Origin of the sequence: Actinopolymorpha rutila, from assembly GCF_013407855.1 — a bacterium.
Lineage (GTDB): Bacteria > Actinomycetota > Actinomycetes > Propionibacteriales > Actinopolymorphaceae > Actinopolymorpha > Actinopolymorpha rutila.
In genome coordinates this window covers 6,732,128-6,752,393 of sequence record NZ_JACBZH010000001.1, presented here as the reverse complement: position 1 = coordinate 6,752,393, position 20,266 = coordinate 6,732,128, and the positions used below count along the sequence as shown (strand labels likewise).

At 71.6% G+C, this 20,266-nt stretch carries 21 protein-coding genes; 16 read left to right on the top strand and 5 right to left on the bottom strand.

Annotated elements, in window-relative coordinates; all coding sequences use genetic code 11:
• Positions 1–48: 48 nt before the first annotated feature.
• Positions 49–1,539, top strand: coding sequence for an amidophosphoribosyltransferase (gene purF / locus F4554_RS30445; RefSeq protein ID WP_179791031.1), 1,491 nt, complete (start codon positions 49–51; stop codon positions 1,537–1,539).
• A 56-nt stretch (positions 1,540–1,595) separates the two neighbouring features.
• Positions 1,596–2,687, top strand: a complete 1,092-nt coding sequence (gene purM, locus F4554_RS30440; protein WP_179791030.1) for a phosphoribosylformylglycinamidine cyclo-ligase — start codon at positions 1,596–1,598, stop codon at positions 2,685–2,687.
• Between the two features lie 21 nt (positions 2,688–2,708).
• Here the strand turns inward: purM and F4554_RS30435 are convergent, their stop codons facing one another.
• A complete protein-coding gene (locus tag F4554_RS30435) occupies positions 2,709–2,915 on the bottom strand; it encodes a DUF3073 domain-containing protein (protein WP_179791029.1) in 207 nt (68 codons plus the stop codon).
• Between the two features lie 545 nt (positions 2,916–3,460).
• Between F4554_RS30435 and F4554_RS30430 the strand changes: the two genes are divergently transcribed.
• Both F4554_RS30430 and F4554_RS30425 read left to right on the top strand, forming a co-directional pair.
• On the top strand, positions 3,461–4,342 hold the full coding sequence (locus tag F4554_RS30430) for an NAD-dependent epimerase/dehydratase family protein (protein ID WP_179791028.1): 882 nt from the start codon (positions 3,461–3,463) through the stop codon (positions 4,340–4,342).
• Positions 4,343–4,489: 147 nt separating this feature from the next.
• Positions 4,490–5,167: a ThuA domain-containing protein gene (locus F4554_RS30425; RefSeq protein ID WP_179791027.1), complete on the top strand. Its 678-nt coding sequence runs from the start codon at positions 4,490–4,492 to the stop codon at positions 5,165–5,167.
• A gap of 190 nt (positions 5,168–5,357) precedes the next feature.
• Here the strand turns inward: F4554_RS30425 and F4554_RS30420 are convergent, their stop codons facing one another.
• Positions 5,358–6,440 carry a Glu/Leu/Phe/Val dehydrogenase gene (locus F4554_RS30420; protein WP_179791026.1) on the bottom strand — a complete coding sequence of 361 codons (1,083 nt, stop codon included), beginning with the start codon at positions 6,438–6,440 and terminating at the stop codon, positions 5,358–5,360.
• Positions 6,441–6,574: 134 nt separating this feature from the next.
• On the opposite strand from F4554_RS30420, the gene F4554_RS30415 reads away from it, so the two are divergent.
• The 7 genes from F4554_RS30415 to F4554_RS30385 all read left to right on the top strand — a co-directional run bounded on the left by F4554_RS30415 (position 6,575) and on the right by F4554_RS30385 (position 12,680).
• Positions 6,575–7,405, top strand: a complete 831-nt coding sequence (locus F4554_RS30415; protein ID WP_179791025.1) for a DUF8083 family protein — start codon at positions 6,575–6,577, stop codon at positions 7,403–7,405.
• A gap of 240 nt (positions 7,406–7,645) precedes the next feature.
• Positions 7,646–7,864, top strand: coding sequence for a BldC family transcriptional regulator (locus F4554_RS30410; RefSeq protein WP_092651690.1), 219 nt, complete (start codon positions 7,646–7,648; stop codon positions 7,862–7,864).
• Positions 7,865–8,220: 356 nt separating this feature from the next.
• Positions 8,221–9,135 (top strand): DUF4129 domain-containing protein, encoded by a 915-nt coding sequence (locus F4554_RS33895; protein WP_179791024.1) that lies wholly within the window; start codon positions 8,221–8,223, stop codon positions 9,133–9,135.
• Complete coding sequence (locus F4554_RS30400) at positions 9,132–9,743, top strand: hypothetical protein (protein ID WP_179791023.1); 612 nt, start codon at positions 9,132–9,134, stop codon at positions 9,741–9,743. The genes F4554_RS33895 and F4554_RS30400 overlap by 4 nt, the downstream gene beginning before the upstream one ends.
• A 2-nt stretch (positions 9,744–9,745) precedes the next feature.
• Positions 9,746–10,795 (top strand): AAA family ATPase, encoded by a 1,050-nt coding sequence (locus tag F4554_RS30395; protein ID WP_337796263.1) that lies wholly within the window; start codon positions 9,746–9,748, stop codon positions 10,793–10,795.
• Positions 10,792–12,096: a DUF58 domain-containing protein gene (locus F4554_RS30390; RefSeq protein WP_179791022.1), complete on the top strand. Its 1,305-nt coding sequence runs from the start codon at positions 10,792–10,794 to the stop codon at positions 12,094–12,096. Before F4554_RS30395 ends, F4554_RS30390 begins: the two co-directional genes overlap by 4 nt.
• Positions 12,093–12,680 carry a hypothetical protein gene (locus tag F4554_RS30385; protein ID WP_179791021.1) on the top strand — a complete coding sequence of 196 codons (588 nt, stop codon included), beginning with the start codon at positions 12,093–12,095 and terminating at the stop codon, positions 12,678–12,680. Before F4554_RS30390 ends, F4554_RS30385 begins: the two co-directional genes overlap by 4 nt.
• 4 nt (positions 12,681–12,684) lie before the next feature.
• Here the strand turns inward: F4554_RS30385 and F4554_RS30380 are convergent, their stop codons facing one another.
• Positions 12,685–13,209, bottom strand: a complete 525-nt coding sequence (locus F4554_RS30380; RefSeq protein WP_179791020.1) for a VOC family protein — start codon at positions 13,207–13,209, stop codon at positions 12,685–12,687.
• A gap of 152 nt (positions 13,210–13,361) precedes the next feature.
• Between F4554_RS30380 and F4554_RS30375 the strand changes: the two genes are divergently transcribed.
• From F4554_RS30375 to F4554_RS30365, 3 genes are all read left to right on the top strand, one after another.
• Positions 13,362–13,862: a MarR family transcriptional regulator gene (locus F4554_RS30375; protein ID WP_179791019.1), complete on the top strand. Its 501-nt coding sequence runs from the start codon at positions 13,362–13,364 to the stop codon at positions 13,860–13,862.
• 78 nt (positions 13,863–13,940) lie between these two features.
• Positions 13,941–14,594, top strand: coding sequence for an HAD-IA family hydrolase (locus F4554_RS30370; protein WP_179791018.1), 654 nt, complete (start codon positions 13,941–13,943; stop codon positions 14,592–14,594).
• Between the two features lie 7 nt (positions 14,595–14,601).
• Positions 14,602–15,111 carry a hypothetical protein gene (locus F4554_RS30365; RefSeq protein WP_179791017.1) on the top strand — a complete coding sequence of 170 codons (510 nt, stop codon included), beginning with the start codon at positions 14,602–14,604 and terminating at the stop codon, positions 15,109–15,111.
• A 283-nt stretch (positions 15,112–15,394) separates the two neighbouring features.
• Here the strand turns inward: F4554_RS30365 and F4554_RS30360 are convergent, their stop codons facing one another.
• Positions 15,395–16,402: a L,D-transpeptidase gene (locus F4554_RS30360; RefSeq protein ID WP_337796262.1), complete on the bottom strand. Its 1,008-nt coding sequence runs from the start codon at positions 16,400–16,402 to the stop codon at positions 15,395–15,397.
• A gap of 640 nt (positions 16,403–17,042) precedes the next feature.
• Here F4554_RS30360 and F4554_RS30355 point away from each other — a divergent pair.
• Positions 17,043–18,011, top strand: a complete 969-nt coding sequence (locus tag F4554_RS30355; protein WP_179791015.1) for a sulfotransferase domain-containing protein — start codon at positions 17,043–17,045, stop codon at positions 18,009–18,011.
• A gap of 151 nt (positions 18,012–18,162) precedes the next feature.
• On the opposite strand, the gene F4554_RS30350 is transcribed toward F4554_RS30355, so the two are convergent.
• Positions 18,163–18,639, bottom strand: a complete 477-nt coding sequence (locus tag F4554_RS30350; RefSeq protein ID WP_179791014.1) for an NUDIX domain-containing protein — start codon at positions 18,637–18,639, stop codon at positions 18,163–18,165.
• Between the two features lie 209 nt (positions 18,640–18,848).
• On the opposite strand from F4554_RS30350, the gene F4554_RS30345 reads away from it, so the two are divergent.
• On the top strand, positions 18,849–20,237 hold the full coding sequence (locus F4554_RS30345; RefSeq protein WP_179791013.1) for an SGNH/GDSL hydrolase family protein: 1,389 nt from the start codon (positions 18,849–18,851) through the stop codon (positions 20,235–20,237).
• The last annotated feature ends 29 nt before the right edge of the window (positions 20,238–20,266 follow it).

Here is a 20,266-nt window from a genome sequence, read left to right as displayed (position 1 = left end):
GCGTACGCCCCGCACGGGCTGCCCAGGACGTCTGGTTACACTCGAACCGTGCCGGGCGGCGACGGACTGCTCTCATTCGACCTTCATCCCGACGACAAAGGCCCAAAGGACGCTTGTGGCGTCTTCGGAGTCTGGGCGCCTGGGGAGGAGGTCGCGAAGCTTACCTATTTCGGGCTCTACGCCCTGCAGCACCGCGGCCAGGAATCAGCGGGCATCGCGGTCAGCAACGGGCAGCAGGTGCTCGTCTACAAGGACATGGGCCTGGTCTCCCAGGTGTTCGACGAGGCGATCCTCGAGTCGCTCGTCGGGCACCTCGCGGTCGGCCACTGCCGCTACTCCACGACCGGTGCGAGCGTGTGGGCCAACGCCCAGCCGACCTTCCGGTCGACGAGTGCCGGTGGGCTGGCTCTGGCTCACAACGGAAACCTCACCAACAGCGCCGACCTGGTCGAACTCGCCGCGAAACGCGCGGCCGAGACCGATCTCGCCGAGTCGCCCGGTGACCGGAGCTCGACCAACGACACCGGCCTGATCACCCGGCTGCTCGCCACCTACCCCGACCGGCCGCTGCTGGACGCGGCGCAGGCGGTGTGCGCGGAGCTGCGGGGCGCCTTCTCGCTGGTGTTCATGGACGAGGACACGCTGTACGCAGCCCGCGACCCGCAGGGCATCCGCCCGCTGGTGATCGGCCGGCTCGGCGCCGGCTGGGTGGTGGCCAGCGAGAACGCCGCCCTGGACATCGTGGGTGCTGCGTTCGTCCGCGAGGTGGAGCCGGGCGAACTGGTCGCGCTGGACGGCGAGGGAGTACGCAGCCGGCGGTTCGCGTCCGCCGAGCCCAAGGGCTGCCTGTTCGAGTTCGTCTACCTCTCCCGCCCCGACACTCGGATCTCCGGGCGCTCGGTGCACGAGACCCGGGTCGAGGTCGGGCGCCGGCTGGCCCGCGACTTCCCGGTCGAGGCCGACCTGGTGATCCCGGTGCCGGAGTCGGCGACGCCGGGCGCCATCGGGTACGCCGAGGAGAGCGGCATCCCGTACGGCCACGGCCTGGTCAAGAACAGCTACGTCGGCCGCACCTTCATCCAGCCCAGCCAGACCCTGCGCCAGCTCGGCATCCGGCTCAAGTACAACCCGCTGCGCGAGGTGATCGAGGGCAAGCGCCTGGTGATGGTGGACGACTCGATCGTCCGCGGCAACACCCAGCGCGCACTGGTGCGGATGCTCCGTGACGCCGGCGCCAGCGAGGTGCACGTGCGGATCGCCAGCCCGCCGGTGAAGTGGCCCTGTTTCTACGGCATCGACTTCGCCTCCCCCAAGGAGCTGATCGCGGCCGAGCAGACCGTGGACGAGATCTGCGCCTCGATCGGCGCGGACTCCATCGGCTTCATCTCGCTGGAGTCGCTGACCGAGGCGAGCAGCGTTCCCGCCGACCGGTTGTGCCGGGCCTGTTTCGACGGCAGCTACCCGGTGCCGATCCCCGAGGCCGCCAGCCGGCACGGAAAGTTCCAGCTCGAGGTCGTGGGCCCGGCCGCGGGTAACTGACGCGAGCCGTACGCCCACGTCCGTACGTGAGCCGCACCCGACGAAAGGACCGAGCAGTGACCCAGTCCGCCGAACCCAGCAGCGGGCAGAAGTCGGGGGCGTCCTACGCCGCGGCCGGTGTCGACATCGAGGCCGGTGACCGGGCCGTCAGCCTGATGCGCGCCTGGGTGGAGAAGACCCGGCGACCCGAGGTGGTCGGCGGCGTCGGCGGCTTCGCCGGGCTGTTCGACGCCTCGGCGCTGCGCGACTACCGGCGACCGCTGCTGGCGACCTCCACCGACGGGGTGGGTACGAAGGTCGCGATCGCCCAGGCTCTGGACAAGCACGACACGATCGGCTTCGACCTGGTGGGCATGCTGGTCGACGACCTGGTGGTGTGTGGTGCCGAGCCGCTGTTCCTGACCGACTACATCGCCTGCGGAAAGGTCGTACCCGAACGCATCGCGGCCATCGTCAAGGGCATCGCCGAGGCCTGCGTGCACGCCGGCTGCGCCCTGGTGGGCGGGGAGACCGCCGAGCACCCGGGGCTGCTGTCGCCGGGGGAGTACGACGTGGCCGGCGCGACCACCGGGGTGGTGGAGGCCGACGAACTGCTCGGCCCGGACCGCGTACGCCCCGGCGACGTGGTGGTGGCGATGGCCTCGTCCGGACTGCACTCCAACGGCTACTCGCTGGTCCGGCACGTACTCGCGACGACCGGCCGTGACCTGGCCGAGCACGTCGACGACCTGGGTCGCACGCTCGGGGAGGAACTGCTGGAGCCGACCCGCGTCTACGCCAAGGACTGCCTGGCGCTCAACCGCGAGGTCGACGTACACGCGATGTCGCACATCACCGGCGGCGGGCTGGCGGCGAACGTCGCCCGGGTGCTGCCGTCGGGTATGAGGGGAATGGACGTCGAGATGGACCGGTCGACGTGGACTCCGCCGCGGATCTGCACCCTGGTCGGGGAGTGGGGCCAGGTCGAGCAGTCCGAACTCGAGCGGACGCTCAACATGGGTGTGGGCATGGTCGCCCTGGTGAACGCGAACGACGCCGATGCCGCGGTCGGCGTTCTTGCCAACCGCGGCATCCACGCGTGGATCGCCGGGAGAGTGCTCGCAGGCGAGGGTTCAGCGCATCTCACGGGCAGCTATGGACGGAGCTGACCGCGATGATGTCGACCGTGTTCAGCGGCGACGTGCGATGCGATGGTCCTCGTCGGCCCCGTCTTCGTCTGGCTCGTCGGGGTCGTCCTGCTCGCCACGAACGTTGCCGTTCGCGTCCTCACGACTCGACAGCTCTCGCTGCAGCGCTTCGAGGTCGGTGTCGTGGGTGCGGTACTTCAGCTCCCGGGCGACCTTCGTCTGCTTGGCCTTAGCACGGCCGCGCCCCATGGGTCGACCCCCTCGCACAACATAAACCGGGGCAACACGTCACGGACGTGTGCCCTCGGGCTCACGGTCTCATCTGCTCGTGGGTCAACGGTACCGGCACGTGCCCGGATCGTGCACCTGGGGTGGGTCCGGATCATCCCTCGTCGCCCGGCGACGGCCCGGCGGGCAGCTGTCCGAACCAGGAGATTCCGTACGTCGCGCCCGGCCCGGCGCCGGCCCTGCCCCCGACCACCTCCGACCCCGAACAGGGGCGGAGCAGGCCCCTGGAGCGGTCCTGAGCAGGTCCTGAGCGGGTCCCGGGGCGTGATCGTGGGCCGGACGCCCAGGCGCCCGGCATTCGCATGTGCCCTGGCCCGGCCAGGGCGGGCCTGTCCGGTTTCGGGCAGGCCCGTAGCTGTCGAGAGGCTGCCGCGAGCTCTCGGCGAGCCGCTGCGGGCGACCGAGTCCGGGATCGGGCACGCAGGTCCGGCTGCCGGAATCGCACCGAACCCTCCCGGCATGGTGCGATAGAGGTGGACCGTCGGACAGCGGCGCCAGGCGCCGCCGTGGCCGACGAAGCCGATGACCCCACGACACCGGACGGGACGGGCGACCAGCGGATGACCCAGCGCAGGGTGCTGCTCACCGGAGCGGCAGGCAACGTGTCCCGGCTCCTGCTACCCGGCCTCGCCGGCTACTCGCTCCGGCTGACCGACCGGCCCGACAGAGCCGGCTCGATCCCGGCAGACTCCGCCGGTACGGCACCGGTCAGCACGGAAGCGGCGCCCGCCGACCCGGGCTCGGCGGAAGTCCGTCCCGGCGACCTGGCCGATCCGGACTTCGTGGCCGCCGCCGTCGCCGGCATGGACACCGTCGTGCACCTGGCCGCCGACCCCAGCCCGCAGGCGTCCTGGGCGGACCTGCGCGGCCCGAACTTCGACGTGGTGGCCTCCGTCCTGGAGTCGGCGCTGGCGGCGGGGGTGCGCCGGGTGGTGCTGGCCAGCTCGGTGCACGCGATGGGCGCCTACGTCCGGCGGGGCGAGGTACCGATCGACCCGGCGTGGCCGCCGTCGCCGTGCTGCCTGTACGGCGCGAGCAAGGCGTTCACCGAGGCGATCGGGCGTACGTACGCCTACCGCACGGACCTGTCGGTCGTGTGCCTGCGGTTCGGGGGCGTCCAGCCCCGGCCGGGCTCGGTCGGCGGGCTGCCGTCCTGGATCGGGCCGGAGGACCTGCGGGCACTGGTGGTCGGCGCGGTCGAGGCGGACGCCGCCAAGGTGCCGTTCGGCGTCTACCACGGGATCTCCGCCAACACCCGCCGCGAGTGGGACACCGACAACGCCACCGCCGACCTCGGCTACACGCCGGCCCTGGACTCCGAGGCGTTCGCCGACTCGGTGAACCCCGACGAGGAGCGCGGCCTGTGCGCGGTCGGCCCGCTGCCCTAGCCGCCCGGAGCCCGTCCGAACCGCATACGTCGCACCACCAGATCCCCGTGAGGCCCGTAGCCGACACACCGGCGTCTCGGCGTTACGTCCTCGCGGTTCCGCCGGCCGGCGAACTCCATCCGCCGGCCACCTCTCGTAGGAGGAAACGTGAGCGAGCAGGGAAAGATCCGCGTCCTCGTCTGGTCCGAGCACACCGCACCCAAGGAGTGGTACCCGCACGACATCAACGGCGCGGTCGCCGACGGCCTGCGCCAGGACAAGGACCAGGGGTTCCAGGTGAGCACGGCCGAGCTCGTCGACCCCGGTCAGGGCGTGCCCGAGGAGGTGCTCGCGCAGACCGACGTACTGGCGTGGTGGGGGCACATGCTGCACCGCAACGTCAGCGACGAGACCGTCGACCGGATCGAACGGCACGTCAAGGAACGCGGGATGGGCTTCCTCGCCCTGCACTCCTCGCACATGGCCAAGCCGTTCACCCGGCTGATCGGTGACGACGGCCGGATCGGCGGCGTGAAGCACGACGCGGGCCCGGAGTCGATCAAGGTGCTGGCTCCGGAGCACCCGATCGCCGCGGGCGTGACCGACTTCGCCATCGACGACGAGGAGATGTACGACGAGGAGTTCGGCTGCGGCAAGCCGGACACGGTGGTGTTCCACTCGACGTTCCCGGGCGGGCACGAGTTCCGGTCCGGGTGTGCGTACACCGTCGGCAACGGGCGGGTGTTCTACTTCCGGCCGGGCCACGAGGAGAACCCCACGTACTACCGGGACGACGTACGCCACATCATCCGCAACGCCGCCCGCTGGGTCGCCGGCCGCTCCTGACCGGTCCCCCCGGAACACGCCCGGAACACGCCCGGGACACGCCCGGGACACGCCCGGGACACGCCCGGAACACGGCGCAGAGAACACCGCGAAGCGCCGACGACACGACCGCGGGCCCGGCCACAGTGGCCGGGCCCGCGGTCGGTTCAGGTTTTGGCGGCGGCGGGCGGTCAGGTCGACCCCGTGCCGGTCAGCGAGCCGGTCCGCCCAGCCACAGTGGCCGACCGCGGCCCGCGTCGGCCATCCGGCGTTCGGCCAGCCGGTCGGCGGCGACCACGGGGGGTACGCCCTCCGCGTCGGCCGCCTGCATGACTTCCCGGGTGGTGTCGAGGATCCGGGCGGCACGGGCCTTGGCCCGCCCGAAGTCGAACCCGTGCAGCTCGTCGGCCACCTGGATCAGGCCGCCCGCGTTGACGAGGTAGTCGGGCGCGTACAGAATTCCGCGGTCCTGCAGAAGCTTCTCGATGCCGGGGTGGGCGAGCTGGTTGTTGGCGCCGCCGCAGACGATGCCGGCCCGCAGCCGGGGCACGCTGGTGTCGTCCAGCGCGCCGCCGAGCGCACAGGGTGAGTAGACGTCGAGGTCGGCCTCGACCAGCGCCATGGTGTCGACCACCACGTCGACCTCGGGGTGCTCCTGGCGTACCCGCTCCACGGCGGCCTCGCTGACGTCGGTGATCACGGCCTCGCCTCCGTCGGCGAGCACGTGGTCGATCAGGTGCCGGCCGACCTTGCCGACGCCGGCGATGCCCACGCGGCGGCCGCGCAGCGTCGGCGTCCCCCACCGGTGCTCGGCGCAGGCGCGCATGCCCTGGAAGACGCCGAACGCGGTGAGGACGGAGGAGTCGCCGGCACCACCCTGCTCGACGGTGCGGCCGGTGACGTGGCGGGACTCCTGGGCGATCACGTCCATGTCGGGCGAGTACGTCCCGACGTCGCAGGCGGTGATGTACCGGCCGTTGAGGGACTCGACGAACCGGCCGTACGCCCGCAGGAGCGGCTCGGTCTTGTCCCTGTCAGGGTCCCCGATGATCACGGCCTTACCGCCGCCGAGAGCGAGTCCGGCCAGCGCGGCCTTGTAGGCCATCGCGGTGGAGAGGTTGAGGGCGTCGGCCACGGCCGCGTCCTCGCTGGGGTACGGGTGGAACCTGGTGCCGCCGAGCGCCGGTCCGAGAGCCGTGGAGGAGATCGCGATGATCGCCTGCAGCCCGCTCGTCTCGTCGGCGCAGAAGACCAGCTGCTCGTGGCCGGGGTGCCGGCCGAAGAACTCCGTCACGTTGGTGACTCCTCGCTGCTGCGTGCCCGCAGGGGGTGGGGCGGGCGTCCGGCTCCACCTTAGAGCGGATAACGGCTGCTCAGGATCTCACTGGACAGGTGCCGCGAACCAACGGAGAGGTGCACGATGGGAGCATGCGGACTTCGGTCGTCACGCCGTACTGCTGCTACCTGCGGGTTTACGAGCCGCTGCCCGCCTTCCCGGCCCGGGAGCGGACATCGTGGGAAGCGCAGGTCCGGGTGCCCGAACGTCCGGAAACGTCGTCTTTGGCCGTAGCCGAGCAACGGGAGTCGCTCGCGGCGTTGTTACCAATGCTGCCACCTGGTGCCGTGTCGCGGGCGCGTCGCGCTTATGCCATGGAAGTGGAGGGCAACCTCCTGCTGTGTCCGGACGAATCCGCCCTTCGGGTCCGCCAGGCACTTGGTGATCTCATGATGTCGTTACCTGAGCACGTGCTGCGGGTCCTGCTGCCCGCGGGCGGACTGGACCGTGTCGACTTCGACGCGCTCAGTGAGAACATGTGCCCGCCGGACGCGGAGCCCCACATCCTGACCGCGCGATGGCACGTTCCGCTCGCTTGGTTCGTCATCTTTGGTGATGAGGACCGCAGTATCGGGATGGATCCTGTGGAGCTTCGCTACCGCGCACCCATGGTGGAAGCGCGCCGCCGGCTCAGCCGGGCCCACCGGTTGCTGACCCGGGCTCGTCCCGAGTGGGAGCTGGAGCCCCTTCGCACGCTCGGCCGCTGGATCGAGTCGTTCCACCCGCACAGCTGGGTGGAGCTGGACTACGGCGGTCTCGTGCGGCTGATGGGCTCGGAGCGGATGGCCGCGGACCGCTCCGCCAGTGACGTGGCCGCCGCCCTCCAGGCGGTGGCGAAGGGTGACGACGAGGAGGCGATAACGATCTACCACCGCCTACGGAAGCAGTGGTGGGAGATGCGCGAAAAAGAGCGCGCATCGTGAAACACTGGAACAGGTCCGGAAATTCTGGGAAAAGTGGGCGGAACGACCGGATTCGGGTTACGGTGAGTCACGTGAGGAGAGGGGTGGACTGAGACCACTACGTCACGTGGGGGATGCACAACGCGGCGTGACTAAAGTGGTGCTTGTCCTGACACAAGCCCCTGTCCTCGATGAGGGATTCGATGCACCATGGAGGGTGCGGGACGGACGAATGTCCGGTTCTCGTGGAGGAGGCCGCTCATGACGACACGTACGCCGGAGACCGAGTCTCTGCTGACGCCGGCAGAGGTCGCGGCCATGTTCAGGGTCGACCCCAAGACAGTGACCCGGTGGGCTAAGGCAGGCAAGCTCAGCTCGATCCGGACACTTGGGGGACACCGGCGTTACCGTGAGTCCGAGGTGCGAGCGCTGCTGGCCGGGGTACTCCCCGAACAGCGCGGGGGAGCCGAGAGCCGCTGAAAAGGTGGTTGTCTCACGCTCGGACACGCAGGTATTGCGAAGTGGCGGTCCATCCCGATGAGGGAGGGGCCGCCACTTTCTTTGTGTACGAGTTCTTTGGGTTCGGGTCTCATCTGTGTACGGAGAGTCTCGTCCGCGTGCCCGCCGGCCTCGGTTCTGCCCGTCCCGCGACCCGGCCTCGGTCCGCCCCGGCCGGCGCGGCGGCCGTCTCACGCTGAGTGAACGTCGGACTCGTCGCCGGAGCGGCTGTCAGGGTCCGGCCAGATCGTTGCGAATTCGCGATTGGCGGGGCCGAAGGTCGTCCAGCAGGCTGACGACGCTGACCGTCGAGGTTGCCGGGGACGGAAGGGGCGGCTGTGCGTGCACGCGGACCGGCGGCCCACTGGGCCGGCGCGGCCATGGTCGCCATGGTGTTGGTGCTTCTTGCCGCCGGCGCCGTCGGCCTCGGCTGGCAGGACCGGATCTCCCTGGACAGCCGGCAGATCTCGGCGAAGACGATCATCGCGATCTTCGGGGTGCTGCTGGGCCTGGGCCTCGCGCTGTTCGTCGCGGCGCTGCTCCTCGGACCCTCGCTCCGCCGTGGGGACCGGCCGCAGCGGACCGGCGGGCTGAGCATGGTGATCGGCGCCGTGGTCATGCTGGTGATCGTGCTGGCGCTCTTCGCCTTCCGTGACCAGATCCAGTCGGCCATGCAGAACCACGGTGCGACACCCACGCCGCCGCCCACGCCACTCGCCGTCCCGCCGGGTGCCGGGGCCGCCACTCCCGGGCCGGGGGCGCAGCAGGATCCCCGCCCGGCGTGGAACTGGCCGATCGCCGTCGCCGCCGGGTTCGTCGTCGGGCTGGTCGCTCTCGCGCTGGCCCTGGTCGTCCGCCGGCAGGCTCCGCAGGCGCAGGAGGTCGAGGCCGAACCCTCCGCGGCGGAGGTCCACGCGGTGGTCGCCGCCGGCCGGGCCGCGCTGGCCGACCTGGACGAGCCGCGGGCGGCCGTCATCGGTGCGTACGCCGCGATGGAGGAGGCGCTGGCGAGGACAGGTGTCGCCCGCGCCGCCACCGACACCCCGTCCGGCCTGCTCCGGCGGGCGGTGGACGCCGGGCTGTTCAGCTCCGCGGGCGCCGCGGCGGCGGAGGAGCTCACCGAGTTGTTCCGGCAGGCCCGCTACACCCGGCGGGAGCTCGACCCGCAGGTACGCATCCGCGCGGTGGACGTACTCGGCCGGCTGGACACCGAACTCCGCGTGGCGGCGACCCGGGACGAGGCGGACAGGTGAGGCAGCTTCGCCCGATCCTGGTCGTCCTGCTGCTCGCCGCGACCGTCACCCAGCGGCTGCAGGGACTGCTGCTCGGGCTCACCGTCCTGGCCGTGTCCGAGGTGGTCGGAGCGTTGCTGCGGCTGCAGGGCCCCGAACGCGCGCGCCGCCGGCCGCTGTGGGACTGGCTGCGGCGGCTGCCGTTCCCGCGGCGCCGTCGCCGCACGAGGTCGGAAGCGTCGTTCCTGGCGTACGAACGGATCGTCGCCGACATCGGCTGGGCGAGGTTCTCCCGGCGCGACTTCGACGTCGGTCTGCGCGAACGCCTGCTGGCCGCCGCGTCGGTACGGCTGGCCGAGGGGCACGGAGTCGACCTGACCCGAAACCCCGAGGTCGCCCGCCGGCTGCTGGGCGAGGAGGCCTGGGACCTGCTGGGACCGGGACAGCCTGCGTCGACCGACCGCACCGCGCCCGGGCCCGACCTGCCCACCCTGGACCGCCTGGTCGGCACCCTCGAACGCCTCCGCCCAGAGGTAAGTGCCGAGGCACGTGGCGAGGCGAGTACCGGGGGACGTACCGAGCCGAACACCGCGACCGGTCAGGTCGACCGGCCGGAAAGGAGCGCCTGACCGTGACGACACCGCAGAACCCGCCGGCCACGCAGCAAGCACCGGCCGCGCCGGGCTCGCAGGACCCACCGGCGTTGAGTCCGGAGCAGACCCGGGAGCGGGCGCTGGCCGTCCTGGCCGAGATGGAACGCGTGATCGTCGGCAAACGCGGCCCGCTCACCCTCGTCCTGCTCGGCATCCTCGCCGACGGGCATGTCCTGCTCGAGGACCTGCCCGGCCTGGGCAAGACGCTGCTGGCCCGGTCGTTCGCGCGGACGCTCGGCCTGCGCTTCACCCGGGTGCAGTTCACGCCGGACCTGCTGCCCCAGGACCTCACCGGAGCGTCGATCTACCACCAGAAGACCGGTGAGTTCGCGTTCCGGGAGGGTCCGGTCTTCACCCAGCTGCTGCTCGCCGACGAGATCAACCGCACGCCGCCGAAGACGCAGGCCGCGCTGCTGGAGGCGATGGAGGAGCGGCAGGTGTCCGCCGACGGGGTGACCCGCGCACTGCCCGCGCCGTTCGTCGTGCTGGCCACGGAGAACCCGATCGAGTACGAGGGGACCTATCCGCTGCCGGAGGCGCAGCTGGACCGGTTCGTGCTGCGTACCCGGCTCGGCTACCTCAGCGCAGAGCTGGAGGCGGACATGGTGCGCCGCCGGCTCGACCGGGGCGCCGAGCGGCCGGTACCGAACCAGGTCGTGGAGCCGGCCGAGCTGCTGGCCATGAGCGCGTCGCTGGAGCAGGTCGAGGTGCACGACGACGTGCTGGCGTACGTCGTGGCGCTGGTGCAGGCCACCCGCGAACACCCGAAGGCGCAGGTGGGCGCCAGCCCGCGCGGCACCCTCGCGGTCACCCAGCTGGCCCGGGGCGCCGCGGTGCTGGCCGGCCGCGACTACGTCACGCCCGAGGACGTGCAGCAGGTCGCCGTCGCCGCGCTCGGGCACCGGCTGGTGCTGCGGCCGGAGCTGTGGGTACGCCGGGTGTCCGGCGAGGACGTGATCACCGAGCTCCTCGGGCGGGTGCCGACGCCCAGCACCCGGGTCTTCGACCGCACCGGCGCCGCCCGGTGACCACCCCGCCGACGCGACCGGCGTCGCCGTTGCCGGGCGTCGAGGTCACCCCGACCTGGCGGCTGAGCAGGCTCGCGGTCCGGCTGGCGGTGTTCGGCGCGCTGGCGCTGGTGGCCGGCATCGTCGCGGCCCGGCCCGAACCCGTCCTCGTGGCGGCGCCCTGCCTGGTCGCCCTGGTCGTCGCGCTGCGCCGGCCGCGTCCGGAGACGATCCGGGTGGAGGCGGCGCTGTCGGAGCCGCGCAGCTTCGAGGACGAGGACGTCGAGGTGCACGTCGTGGTGCGCGCGGAGGAGGTGCTCGGCGAGATCGGGCTGGACCTGGCGCTGCCGCGGACGTTCGAGGTCGACGGGGAGCGGGCCTGCCGGGAGTTCGAGGTGCGGAGCGTGTCGCACACCTGGACCGTCCGGGCGCGGCGGTGGGGACGCTGGCGGGCGGGGCCGCTGCGGTTACGGGTACGCAGCCGCGGTTGGGGATACGTCGGGACCGCCACGCTCTCCCTGGCCGAGCTCACCGTCTTCCCGCCGCCCTCGGCCGCTCGCGAGGTCGCCGTACCTCCCGCGCTGCTGGCCCGGGTGGGCAGCCACGTGGCCAGGCGGGCCGGCCCCGGGGTGGAGTTCGCGGGCATCCGTACGTACGCACCCGGCGACCCGGTGCGGCGGGTCAACTGGCCGGTGAGCACCCGCCGCGGCGAGTTGTACGTCAACGAGTACGCCGCCGAGCGGGCCGCGGACGTGGTGGCGGTCGTGGACACCACCGCGGACCTCGGGCCGTTCGGGCGGTCCTCCCTCGACCTGGCGGTGCGTGGGGCGGCGACCGTGGTGCAGGCGTACCTGCGGTACGCCGACCGGGTGGGAGTGGTCACGCTCGGCGGCGCGCTGCGGTGGCTGGCGCCCGACGTCGGGACCCGGCAGTACTACCGGATCGTGGAGACCCTGCTCGCGTCCCGCGTGGACGAGAGCTACCTCGAACCCGAGCTGGCCCACTTCCCGCCGCAGGCACTGCCGCCGGGCGCGCTGGCGTTCGTGTTCACGCCGCTGGTCGACGCCCGCGCCGCCGAGGCCGTACGAGACCTGCGCGAACGCGGGCACCCGGTGATCGTGGTCGACGTGCTGTCCACCGAGCCCGAGCCGTCGCCCCGGGAACCGGACAGTGAGCTGGCCCTGCGGGTCTGGCGGCTGGAGCGGGAGGTCCTCCTGCACGGCCTGGTGGAGATGGGCGTGACCGTGCTGGCCTGGGACGAGGAGGTCGGCATCACCCTGGACCGGGTGCGGCTGGAGCCGCTGCTGGGAGGTGCCCGATGAGGACTGGTCCGCTCGCCGCGGCGCTGGCGGCCGGGGCGTGCGTCCTGGGGTTCGCGCTGGTCCTGCTGGCGGTGCTGCCGCCGTCGGCGCTGGTCTGGGTCGGGCTGCCGATGGTGGTGGCGTTGTGCCTGGGATACGCGGGCGTGGTCGGCGCCTGCGTCGGGCGGCTGCGCGGCCTGGCCGACCTCGGGCTGGGTGCGTTCGGCACCGCCGGGCTTGCCCTCGCCGCGCTCGGCGTCATGCTGTCGGCCGACAGCGGGCGGCTGCCGGTGCCCACCGCCGCCGTGCTGGGACTGCTGGCGCTGGCGTACCTCGTGCTGGTGGAGCTCGCCCAGTCGCTGGCCGGGGAGGAGGGCTGGCAGCCCGAAGGCACCCGGGCCGCGGGCTCCGGGGCGAGTACGGCCTGGCTGTCCGGCTGGGTACGGACGGTCGCACCGCTGCTCGCCGCCGGGCTCGCCGGCGCGGTGGTGCTGTGCGTCGCCGTCGTACTCCCGCTACCGCCGGCCGCCTGGCTGGTGGTGACCGCTCCGGCGATCCTGGCCGTCGCGGTCGTCCTCGTCCTGCCGCGCCACTCCCGCCGCTGAACGGTCAGGCCGGGTTGACTGCAGAGCTTGCGCCGGGGGTGGTCGCGCCGTACCGCTGCTTCTCCTGCTCCAGGTCGAGCGGGCGGATGCCGACCTTGCGACCGGCGAGCGTGGCCTCGTCGAGTAGGCCCGCCGGGACGAACCACGCCACCTCGAACTCGATTCCGTCCGGGTCGCGGCCGTAGAGGCTCTTGCTGGTGCTGTGGTCGCTGGCGCCGACCAGCGCGCCGGCGGCGACCAGCCGGTCCCGCACGGCGTCGAGTTCGGCGAGCGTGTCGACCTCCCACGCGAGGTGGTAGAGGCCGACGGTGGCCCGGCCGGCCTGGGAGGCGCCGGCCTGCGCGCCGATCTCGAACAGGCCGAGATCGTGGTCGTTGGCCGAGCCCGCGGCCTGCAGGAACGCCGCGCCGGCGAAGCCCTCCGGAGTCATGTCGACGCGCCGGAAGCCGAGCACGTCGGAGTAGAACGCGACGCTGCGGTCCACGTTCCGTACGTACAGCACGGCGTGGTTGAGACGGGTGATCGGCATGGCGACCGTCCTCCCTGGTACGAGCCGGCCGGAGGTCCGTGGGCCCGGTATGCCCGGGTCGTACGGGTCAGGCTGACTGGTTGAACGCTTGACTACTGTGACCGTAGCAGAGGATCGTCAAGCGTTCAACCAATTCGGGGTACGATGAGGGCGTGGCGGAAACCAGGTGGCTCGACGACGGTCAGCAGCAGGTCTGGCGGGACTTCCTCGCGGCGACCAGGCTGTTCTTCGAACGCCTCGACCAGGAGCTCCAGGCCGAGGCGGGGATGCCGCACGCGTACTACGAGATCCTCGTCCGGCTGTCGGAACACCCGAGCCGGGAGATGCGGATGAGCGAGCTGGCCGACCTGCTCGGCTCGTCCCGCAGCCGGCTCTCCCACGCCATCGCCCGGCTGGAGGAACGCGGCTGGGTGCGCCGGCGAGCCTGCGACACCGACCGGCGAGGGCACTTCGCGGCACTGACCGACGACGGCTTCGCCGCGCTCGAGGCCGCCGCCCCCGGGCACGTGGAAGGCGTACGCCGGCACCTGTTCGACCAGCTCAGTGACGACCAGGTGGCCGAGCTCGGCACGATCAGCGCCACCCTCGCCCGCCACCTGGAGGCCGGCCGGGAAGGCGCGGCCCGGCGGGCCCGCGAGACGGCGCAGGAGTGACCGCGCAGCACTGACGGTGCAAGGCGGCGGAGACGGCGCGGGACGGGGCCTGGGCGGGCATGGCCTAGGGTGCTCGGCGTGGCTTCGACGTACAAACTGGTGATCTTCGACTGCGACGGCGTGCTCGTCGACAGTGAGCCCCTCGCCCTCCGGGTCGACACCGAACTCTTCGCCGAACTCGGCTGGCCGCTGTCCAGCGAGGAGATCGCGCGGCGGTTCGTGGGCCGGACCACCGACTACATGATGGGCGAGCTGGCCGCGCACCTCGGCACACCGGTGCCCGAGGACGTCAACGCCAGGTTCGTCGCGCGTTACCGCGAGGTGCTCGCCGCAGAGCTGCGCCCCGTCGAGGGGATCGCGGAGGCGCTCGACCGGATCGCCGGCCTGACCTGCGTCGCCTCCAGCGGCAGCCACGAGAAGATGCGGTTCACCCTCGGTCTCACCGGACTCTACGAACGCTTCGACGGCCGCATCTTCAGCGCCACCGAGGTCGCGCACGGCAAGCCCGCTCCCGACCTGTTCCTGCACGCGGCGCGCTCGCTCGGCGTCGAGCCGGACGACTGCGCGGTGATCGAGGACAGCGAGTACGGCGTATTGGCCGCGCGGGCGGCCGGAATGACGGCGTACGGTTATGTCGGCGGCGGGATCATCCCCGCCGAACGGCTCGCAGGCCCCGGCACCACGTTGTTCGACGACATGCGCGAGCTTCCGGGGCTGCTCGGGGAGGAGTGACCCACCGATGTCCGAGGTGGGCCGGAGGGGTTCGCACGCAGGCACTCGGGCGGACGCGGGACCTGGTGCCGGTGCGTTCGCGGGTGCCACCCGGTGGGCGCCGCTGCTGATTCTGGCGTTCGCGTTCGTCGTCTCGATCTTCCACTACGTCGACAACACCGTTCGCTTCGACCAGTACGCCGTCGACCCCGACAGCCCGATCGCCGGCGCCGGGGCGTGGGTGGTTCCGGTGGCCTGGGTGGTGCTCACCGCCGTCGGGTTGGTCGGCTACCTCGCCTACCGCGAGGGGCGTTTGTGGCGGGCGGTCGGCGGGATCGCGGTCTACTCCGTCAGCGGCCTGATCAGCGCGGCCCACTACACCGACGGGCCACCGTCGGCGTTCGACGGCGTGCAGAACCTCCTCATCGTCGCCGACCTGGTGGCCGGGATCGCCGTGCTGGGACTCGCACTGTGGGTGATGTTCCGGCGCGCGCTGGTGGCCGACGCCCAGGCCGGCGCCGCGCGAATGCAGGGCTGACGGGGTTCGGTCGGAGTCAGCGGTGGGAGTCAGGGGTCCGAATCGGCGCGGCGCGCACGGTCCGCCGCTGACGGCCGGAGATCCCAGTCTGGGTTGACGTCTGGGTCGTCGGGCCGAACGACACGACTCGGGCGGGGGAGGGAGCCCGCCGCTCCCTCCCCCGCCCTTCCTTCCCCCCGGCGCCGGCTCGTCCGCGACGGCTCCGGCAGCCGTCATCACGCAGCGGACGTGACCGGCGCGTTCTGGCGGGACCGGCCGGGCAGTTGCCCGGGGCTGAGGTCCGTCAGCCGAGCGCGCTGCCGGCCTTCCATTGCGACCAGGAGAGGTTCCAGTCGCCGTACCCGTTGGTGAGTTCCATCTGCGGCCCGGCGGGGTTGTGCACCTCGACCGGATCGCCGACGTGGGTGTGGTGGAACAGCCAGTCGGAGTCCTCGAGGTTCATGCCGACGCAGCCGTGGCTGACGTTGGAGTTGCCCTGGGACCCGGTGGACCATTCGGCGGTGTGCAGGAACTCACCGCTCACCGTCACCCGGATCGCGTACTGCGAGAGCAGGCTGTAGCTTTCCGGAACGTTGATCATCTCGTTGGTGAAGACGTAGTCGGTCTGCTTGTCGATGATCACCTTGATGCCCTGCCGGGTCTCCCAACCGGGCTTGCCGCCGGTGACCGCGATGGTGCGCTCGAGCTTTCCGTCGACGTACGCCCGCGCGTGGTGGTCCACCAGGTCGACCTTGGTGACCACGGAGTTGCCGATCTCGAAGTTGCGGGTGAGGTTCGCCGTACCCCACACGTCCGCGCCGGCGTTCACCTTGTCCAGCTCGGCGGACAGCGTCACCCTGGTGTGTGCCGGCCAGTACGACTTCGGCCGGTAGTGGATCTCGGAGGGGCTGATCCAGTGCCAGGCCCCCACGACCGGCGTGGACGTCTTCACCTGCAGGCGTTTCTCCACCGCGGCGCGGTTACGCACGGCCGTGGAGAACCGTACGGCGATCGGCATGGCCACGCCGACCTCGGCGCCCTCGCGCGGCATGACGTCGGTGCTCAGCTTCTTCGTCGGCTCGGTGGTGCTGAACGTCCGGGACGTCTGCGAACTCTTCCCGTCGCTGTTGACCGCCTGTGCCTGCACGCTGTAGACCTCGGTCGGCACGAGCGCGCCGGTGGCCGTCCACGTCGTTCGCGCGGGGTTCAGCGAACCCGTCAGCGCCCGCCCGGTCTGGTCGGTCACCCGGACCCGGGTGAGCATGCCCCCGGACGCCACCACCCTGACCGGGGTGTGCAGACCGACCGCCACCGCGTTGTCGAGCGGATCGGTGGCGATCCGGGCCAGCGGCGTGGGGCCGCGCTCGTCCTTGTCCGGGCCTCCGCCGGATCCCGTGCACCCCGCGGCCAGGGCGGTGCACGTGGCGAGCGTGAGAATTCCGAGGCCGCGAATACGGCCCCCACGAATTCGGAGGCCGCCTTTCCACCCACGTGGGCGGGTGAATTCGGCGGATCCGGTGAATTCGGGCGAACCGGTGAGTTCAGTCGGTGTCGAACCGGTGCTCTGCGCCGTGTGTGGCGGGCGCCCTCGTCGTAGGACCATCTCGACCCCCTGTACCGGCGGCGGTCATCGGGCGAGGTGTTGCTTCCTTCGGCAGGGCCTCGGCGCTGAGGTGGTGCACCTGTCTTGGGGAAGGTCATCACTGTGGTGCCACACAAAGATTACCCAACGACAGAGTTCGGCAACGGGCAGTGAGAGCTTTTCGTCGTACGGCCTCATCGCCCGCTCGCCGGGAGTTCGGATTGTCCGTAGTGCTTTTACGATCGACTGTTTTTCGGCCATACGGAAATCGCAGGGAAAGGTCCTCAAGCAATTCACTCGGCGCTGCGCGAACGTCGCCAACCGGAAATTGCCTGCTGGTCGGGCAAAGCGGTCGGATAACATCCCGCGCATGCCCGGTGATCATGGCAGCATCGGTCCGCCCGTTCGCTACCGCTCCGCCGACGAGGACAGCGCCCGCTGGCTGGACTTCGCGTTCCGGCCCGGCGACATCGTGATCAGCACTCGTTCCAAGAGCGGAACGACCTGGATGCAGATGATCTGCGCGTTGCTGGTCTTCCGGACACCGGAACTCCCCGCGCCGCTGACCGAGCTGTCGCCGTGGGTGGACTGGCTGGTCGAGCCCGCCGACGGGATGTTCGCCCGGCTGGAGGCGCAGCCGCACCGCCGTTTCGTGAAGACGCACACGCCGCTGGACGGTGTGGTGCTCGATCCGCGGGCGACGTACGTGGTGGTCGCCCGGCACCCGCTGGACATGGCGGTCTCGCTCTACCACCAGGGCGCCAACATCGACCATGACCGGCTGCGCGAGCTCACCGGGCAGGCCGCCCCCGAGCCGTCAACCGTCGCGTCTCCTGAGGCGCACCGGTCGCCTCAGCCGCCTCAGCCGCCCCGTCCCCGGCCACCACTGAGGGAGTGGCTGCTGTCGTGGGCCGCGAGCCGGGCCGATCCCCGCGAGGAGATGGACTCCCTGCCCGGGGTGCTGTGGCACCTGTCCGACGCGTGGGCCCGCCGCGACCAGCCCAACGTCGTCCTCGTCCACTACGACGACCTGTCCGCCGACCTCGAGGGGCAGATGCGCCGGCTCGCGAACGTGCTCGGAATCGAGGTGCCGGAGCCGACGTGGCCGGCGCTCGTCCGGGCGGCGACGTTCGACCACATGCGGGCCCGCGCCGACGAGCTTGCCCCCAACCCGGCCGGCGTACTGAAGGACAACGCGGCGTTCTTCCGGCGCGGCCGGTCCGGGTCGGGCCGGGAGGTTCTGGGCGAGGAGGAGTGGGCGCGCTACCGGGCGCGTACGCAGGCGATGGTGCCGGCCGACCTGTGGGGGTGGCTGCACCGGGAGCCGGCCACGGCCTGACTCTCCCTCTGCCCCGACGCGGCCTCAGCCCCGGTGGACGAACAGGTCCGGGTCGAACGCGGCCGCCGCGAGGTTCTGCATGCCCGGCCCACCTCCGGCCCGATCCGGCACGGCCCGGGGTTCGGACCGTGCGCAGTCAGGTCGTGGGCTGTCAGGTGAAGCGGGCGGGCGCACCAGGTCGCCAGGCCAGCCCGTCGTCGATCCGCATGCGCATGGACGGATGGATGTCCAGGGACGGCAGGTCGCCCACCGGCACCCAGCGGGCGGCGCTGGTCTCGCCCGGCTGCGGGCGCAGCGCACCACCGACCGGCGCCGCCCGGAAGCAGATGCTGAACTGTTGACGTATCTCGCCGTCGTCGTACCGCATCACGTGCCGCGGGTCGGTGTAGACGCCGACCAGGCCGATGACCTCCACGTCGAGTCCGGTCTCCTCCGCGGTCTCGCGTACGGCCGCGTGCACGGCGGACTCGCCGCGATCGACACCGCCGCCGGGCAGCGCCCACCTGTCGTTGTCCACCTTGTGGATCAGCAGCAGCTGCGCCTCACGGGTGACGACCGCGGTGACCGACGGAACGATGCTGGTGGGGAACGGCGCGTTCGGGTCGTCCCAGAAGTCGACGCGCCCCATGCCGCCTCCCGCTCTGGTTCTCCAGCAGTCGTTGTCGGTGGTGTCGAGGATGCTGTCCGCACCGATGAGTTCCGGCCGGAACGCGGGTCGACCCCCAGAGCGTTTCACACCGCTCCACTGCCACACCGCTCCACTGCCACACCGCTCCACTGCCACACCGCTCCACTGCTCTGCACTGTTCCACCCCCCGTTACCCGCAAGGAGTTACCATGCGCTCGAAGACTGTCCCGGCCGGGGCGACCCGACTGTCCGCGGCGTTGGTGGCCGTGCTCGCGACGCTTGCGTTGCTGGCCGCGTCCGCCGCGGTCGTTGTCGGACCGGCACCCGTCGCCCGTGCCGACGACCGATCCCACAACGACCGATCCCAGCACGCTTCCCAGTACGACCATCGATCACCGAACGACGGCCGGCAGCGACCGGTCGCGCACTGGACCGCGGCCTGGGCCACCGCCGTTCACCACCCGTTCGCCCTGTCGGAGTGGTTCGGGCCCAACTGGTCGGAGGAGGGGTTCGCCGACCAGACGGTGCGGCAGGTGGTGCGGGTCACCACCGGCGGTTCGCAGGTCCGGGTCCGGTTGTCCAACCGGTTCGGCACGGCGCCGCTGCGGGTCACCGGCGTCACCGTCGCCAGGGCAGCCGACGGCGCGGCCGTCCGGCCAGGGACCCTGCGCCCGGTGACGTTCGACGGCCGGACGAGCACGACGATTCCCGCCGGCAGCGATCTCGCCTCCGACCCGGTGCGGCTGCCGACGCGGGCGTTGCAGCGGCTCGCGGTGACGACGTACTTCGCCCAGCCGACGGGGGCGACGACGTTCCACGAGGGCGGGCTGACCACGACCTACCGCGCGGCCGGTGACCATCGCTTCGCCACCGCGGCCGGGCCGTTCGGCGGCGAGGCCACCCACTCCTACTACCTCCTGACCGGCGTGGACGTCACCCGCGGGCCCGGTCGCCAGGTCGGCACCGTGGTGGCCTTCGGTGACTCCATCACCGACGGCGCACTCTCCGCCGCGAACGTCGACAACCGCTACCCGGACGAGCTCGCCGAACGCCTGGTGGCCGCCGGGCTACGGCTCGGGGTAGCCAACCTGGGCATCAACGGGAACAAGGTTCTCGGTGACTCGACCTGCTTCGGTGAGCGGGGAGTCGCGCGGTTCGGGCGGGACGCGCTCGGCCAGCCCGGGGTCCGCACCGTGATCGTGCTCGAGGGCATCAACGACATCGGCTCCGGCGGGCTGCCGGACACCGGCTGCGGCACGGCACCGAAGGTCACCGCCGAACAGCTCATCGCCGGCCACCACGCCATGATCGCGGCCGCGCACGCGCGCGGGGTTCGGATCCTGGGGGCGACGCTCACCCCGGTGAAGGGCAACGAGTACGGCTACGACACCCCGGAGAAGGAGCAGATTCGCGACGAGGTCAACCACTGGATCCGTACCAGCGGCGAGTACGACGGCGTGGTCGACTTCGACCGGGCGGTCGCCGACCCTGCCGACCCGGACGCATTCCTGCCGGCCTACGACGGCGGTGACCACCTGCACCCCAACGACGCGGGCATGCGGGCGATGGCCGAGGCGATCGACCTGGCCGATCTCTGAGTCGACCACTGAGCCGATATCTGAGCCGA

What these genes read in the sequence shown, in the direction of transcription:
- F4554_RS30435 (WP_179791029.1), bottom strand. Translation starts at nt 2,915, where the DNA reads ATGGGGCGCGGCCGTGCTAAGGCCAAGCAGACGAAGGTCGCCCGGGAG.
- F4554_RS30415 (WP_179791025.1), top strand. Translation starts at nt 6,575, where the DNA reads ATGCGGACTTCGGTCGTCACGCCGTACTGCTGCTACCTGCGGGTTTAC.
- F4554_RS30410 (WP_092651690.1), top strand. Translation starts at nt 7,646, where the DNA reads ATGACGACACGTACGCCGGAGACCGAGTCTCTGCTGACGCCGGCAGAG.
- F4554_RS30385 (WP_179791021.1), top strand. Translation starts at nt 12,093, where the DNA reads ATGAGGACTGGTCCGCTCGCCGCGGCGCTGGCGGCCGGGGCGTGCGTC.
- F4554_RS30380 (WP_179791020.1), bottom strand. Translation starts at nt 13,209, where the DNA reads ATGCCGATCACCCGTCTCAACCACGCCGTGCTGTACGTACGGAACGTG.
- F4554_RS30365 (WP_179791017.1), top strand. Translation starts at nt 14,602, where the DNA reads ATGTCCGAGGTGGGCCGGAGGGGTTCGCACGCAGGCACTCGGGCGGAC.
- F4554_RS30355 (WP_179791015.1), top strand. Translation starts at nt 17,043, where the DNA reads ATGCCCGGTGATCATGGCAGCATCGGTCCGCCCGTTCGCTACCGCTCC.
- F4554_RS30350 (WP_179791014.1), bottom strand. Translation starts at nt 18,639, where the DNA reads ATGGGGCGCGTCGACTTCTGGGACGACCCGAACGCGCCGTTCCCCACC.
- F4554_RS30345 (WP_179791013.1), top strand. Translation starts at nt 18,849, where the DNA reads ATGCGCTCGAAGACTGTCCCGGCCGGGGCGACCCGACTGTCCGCGGCG.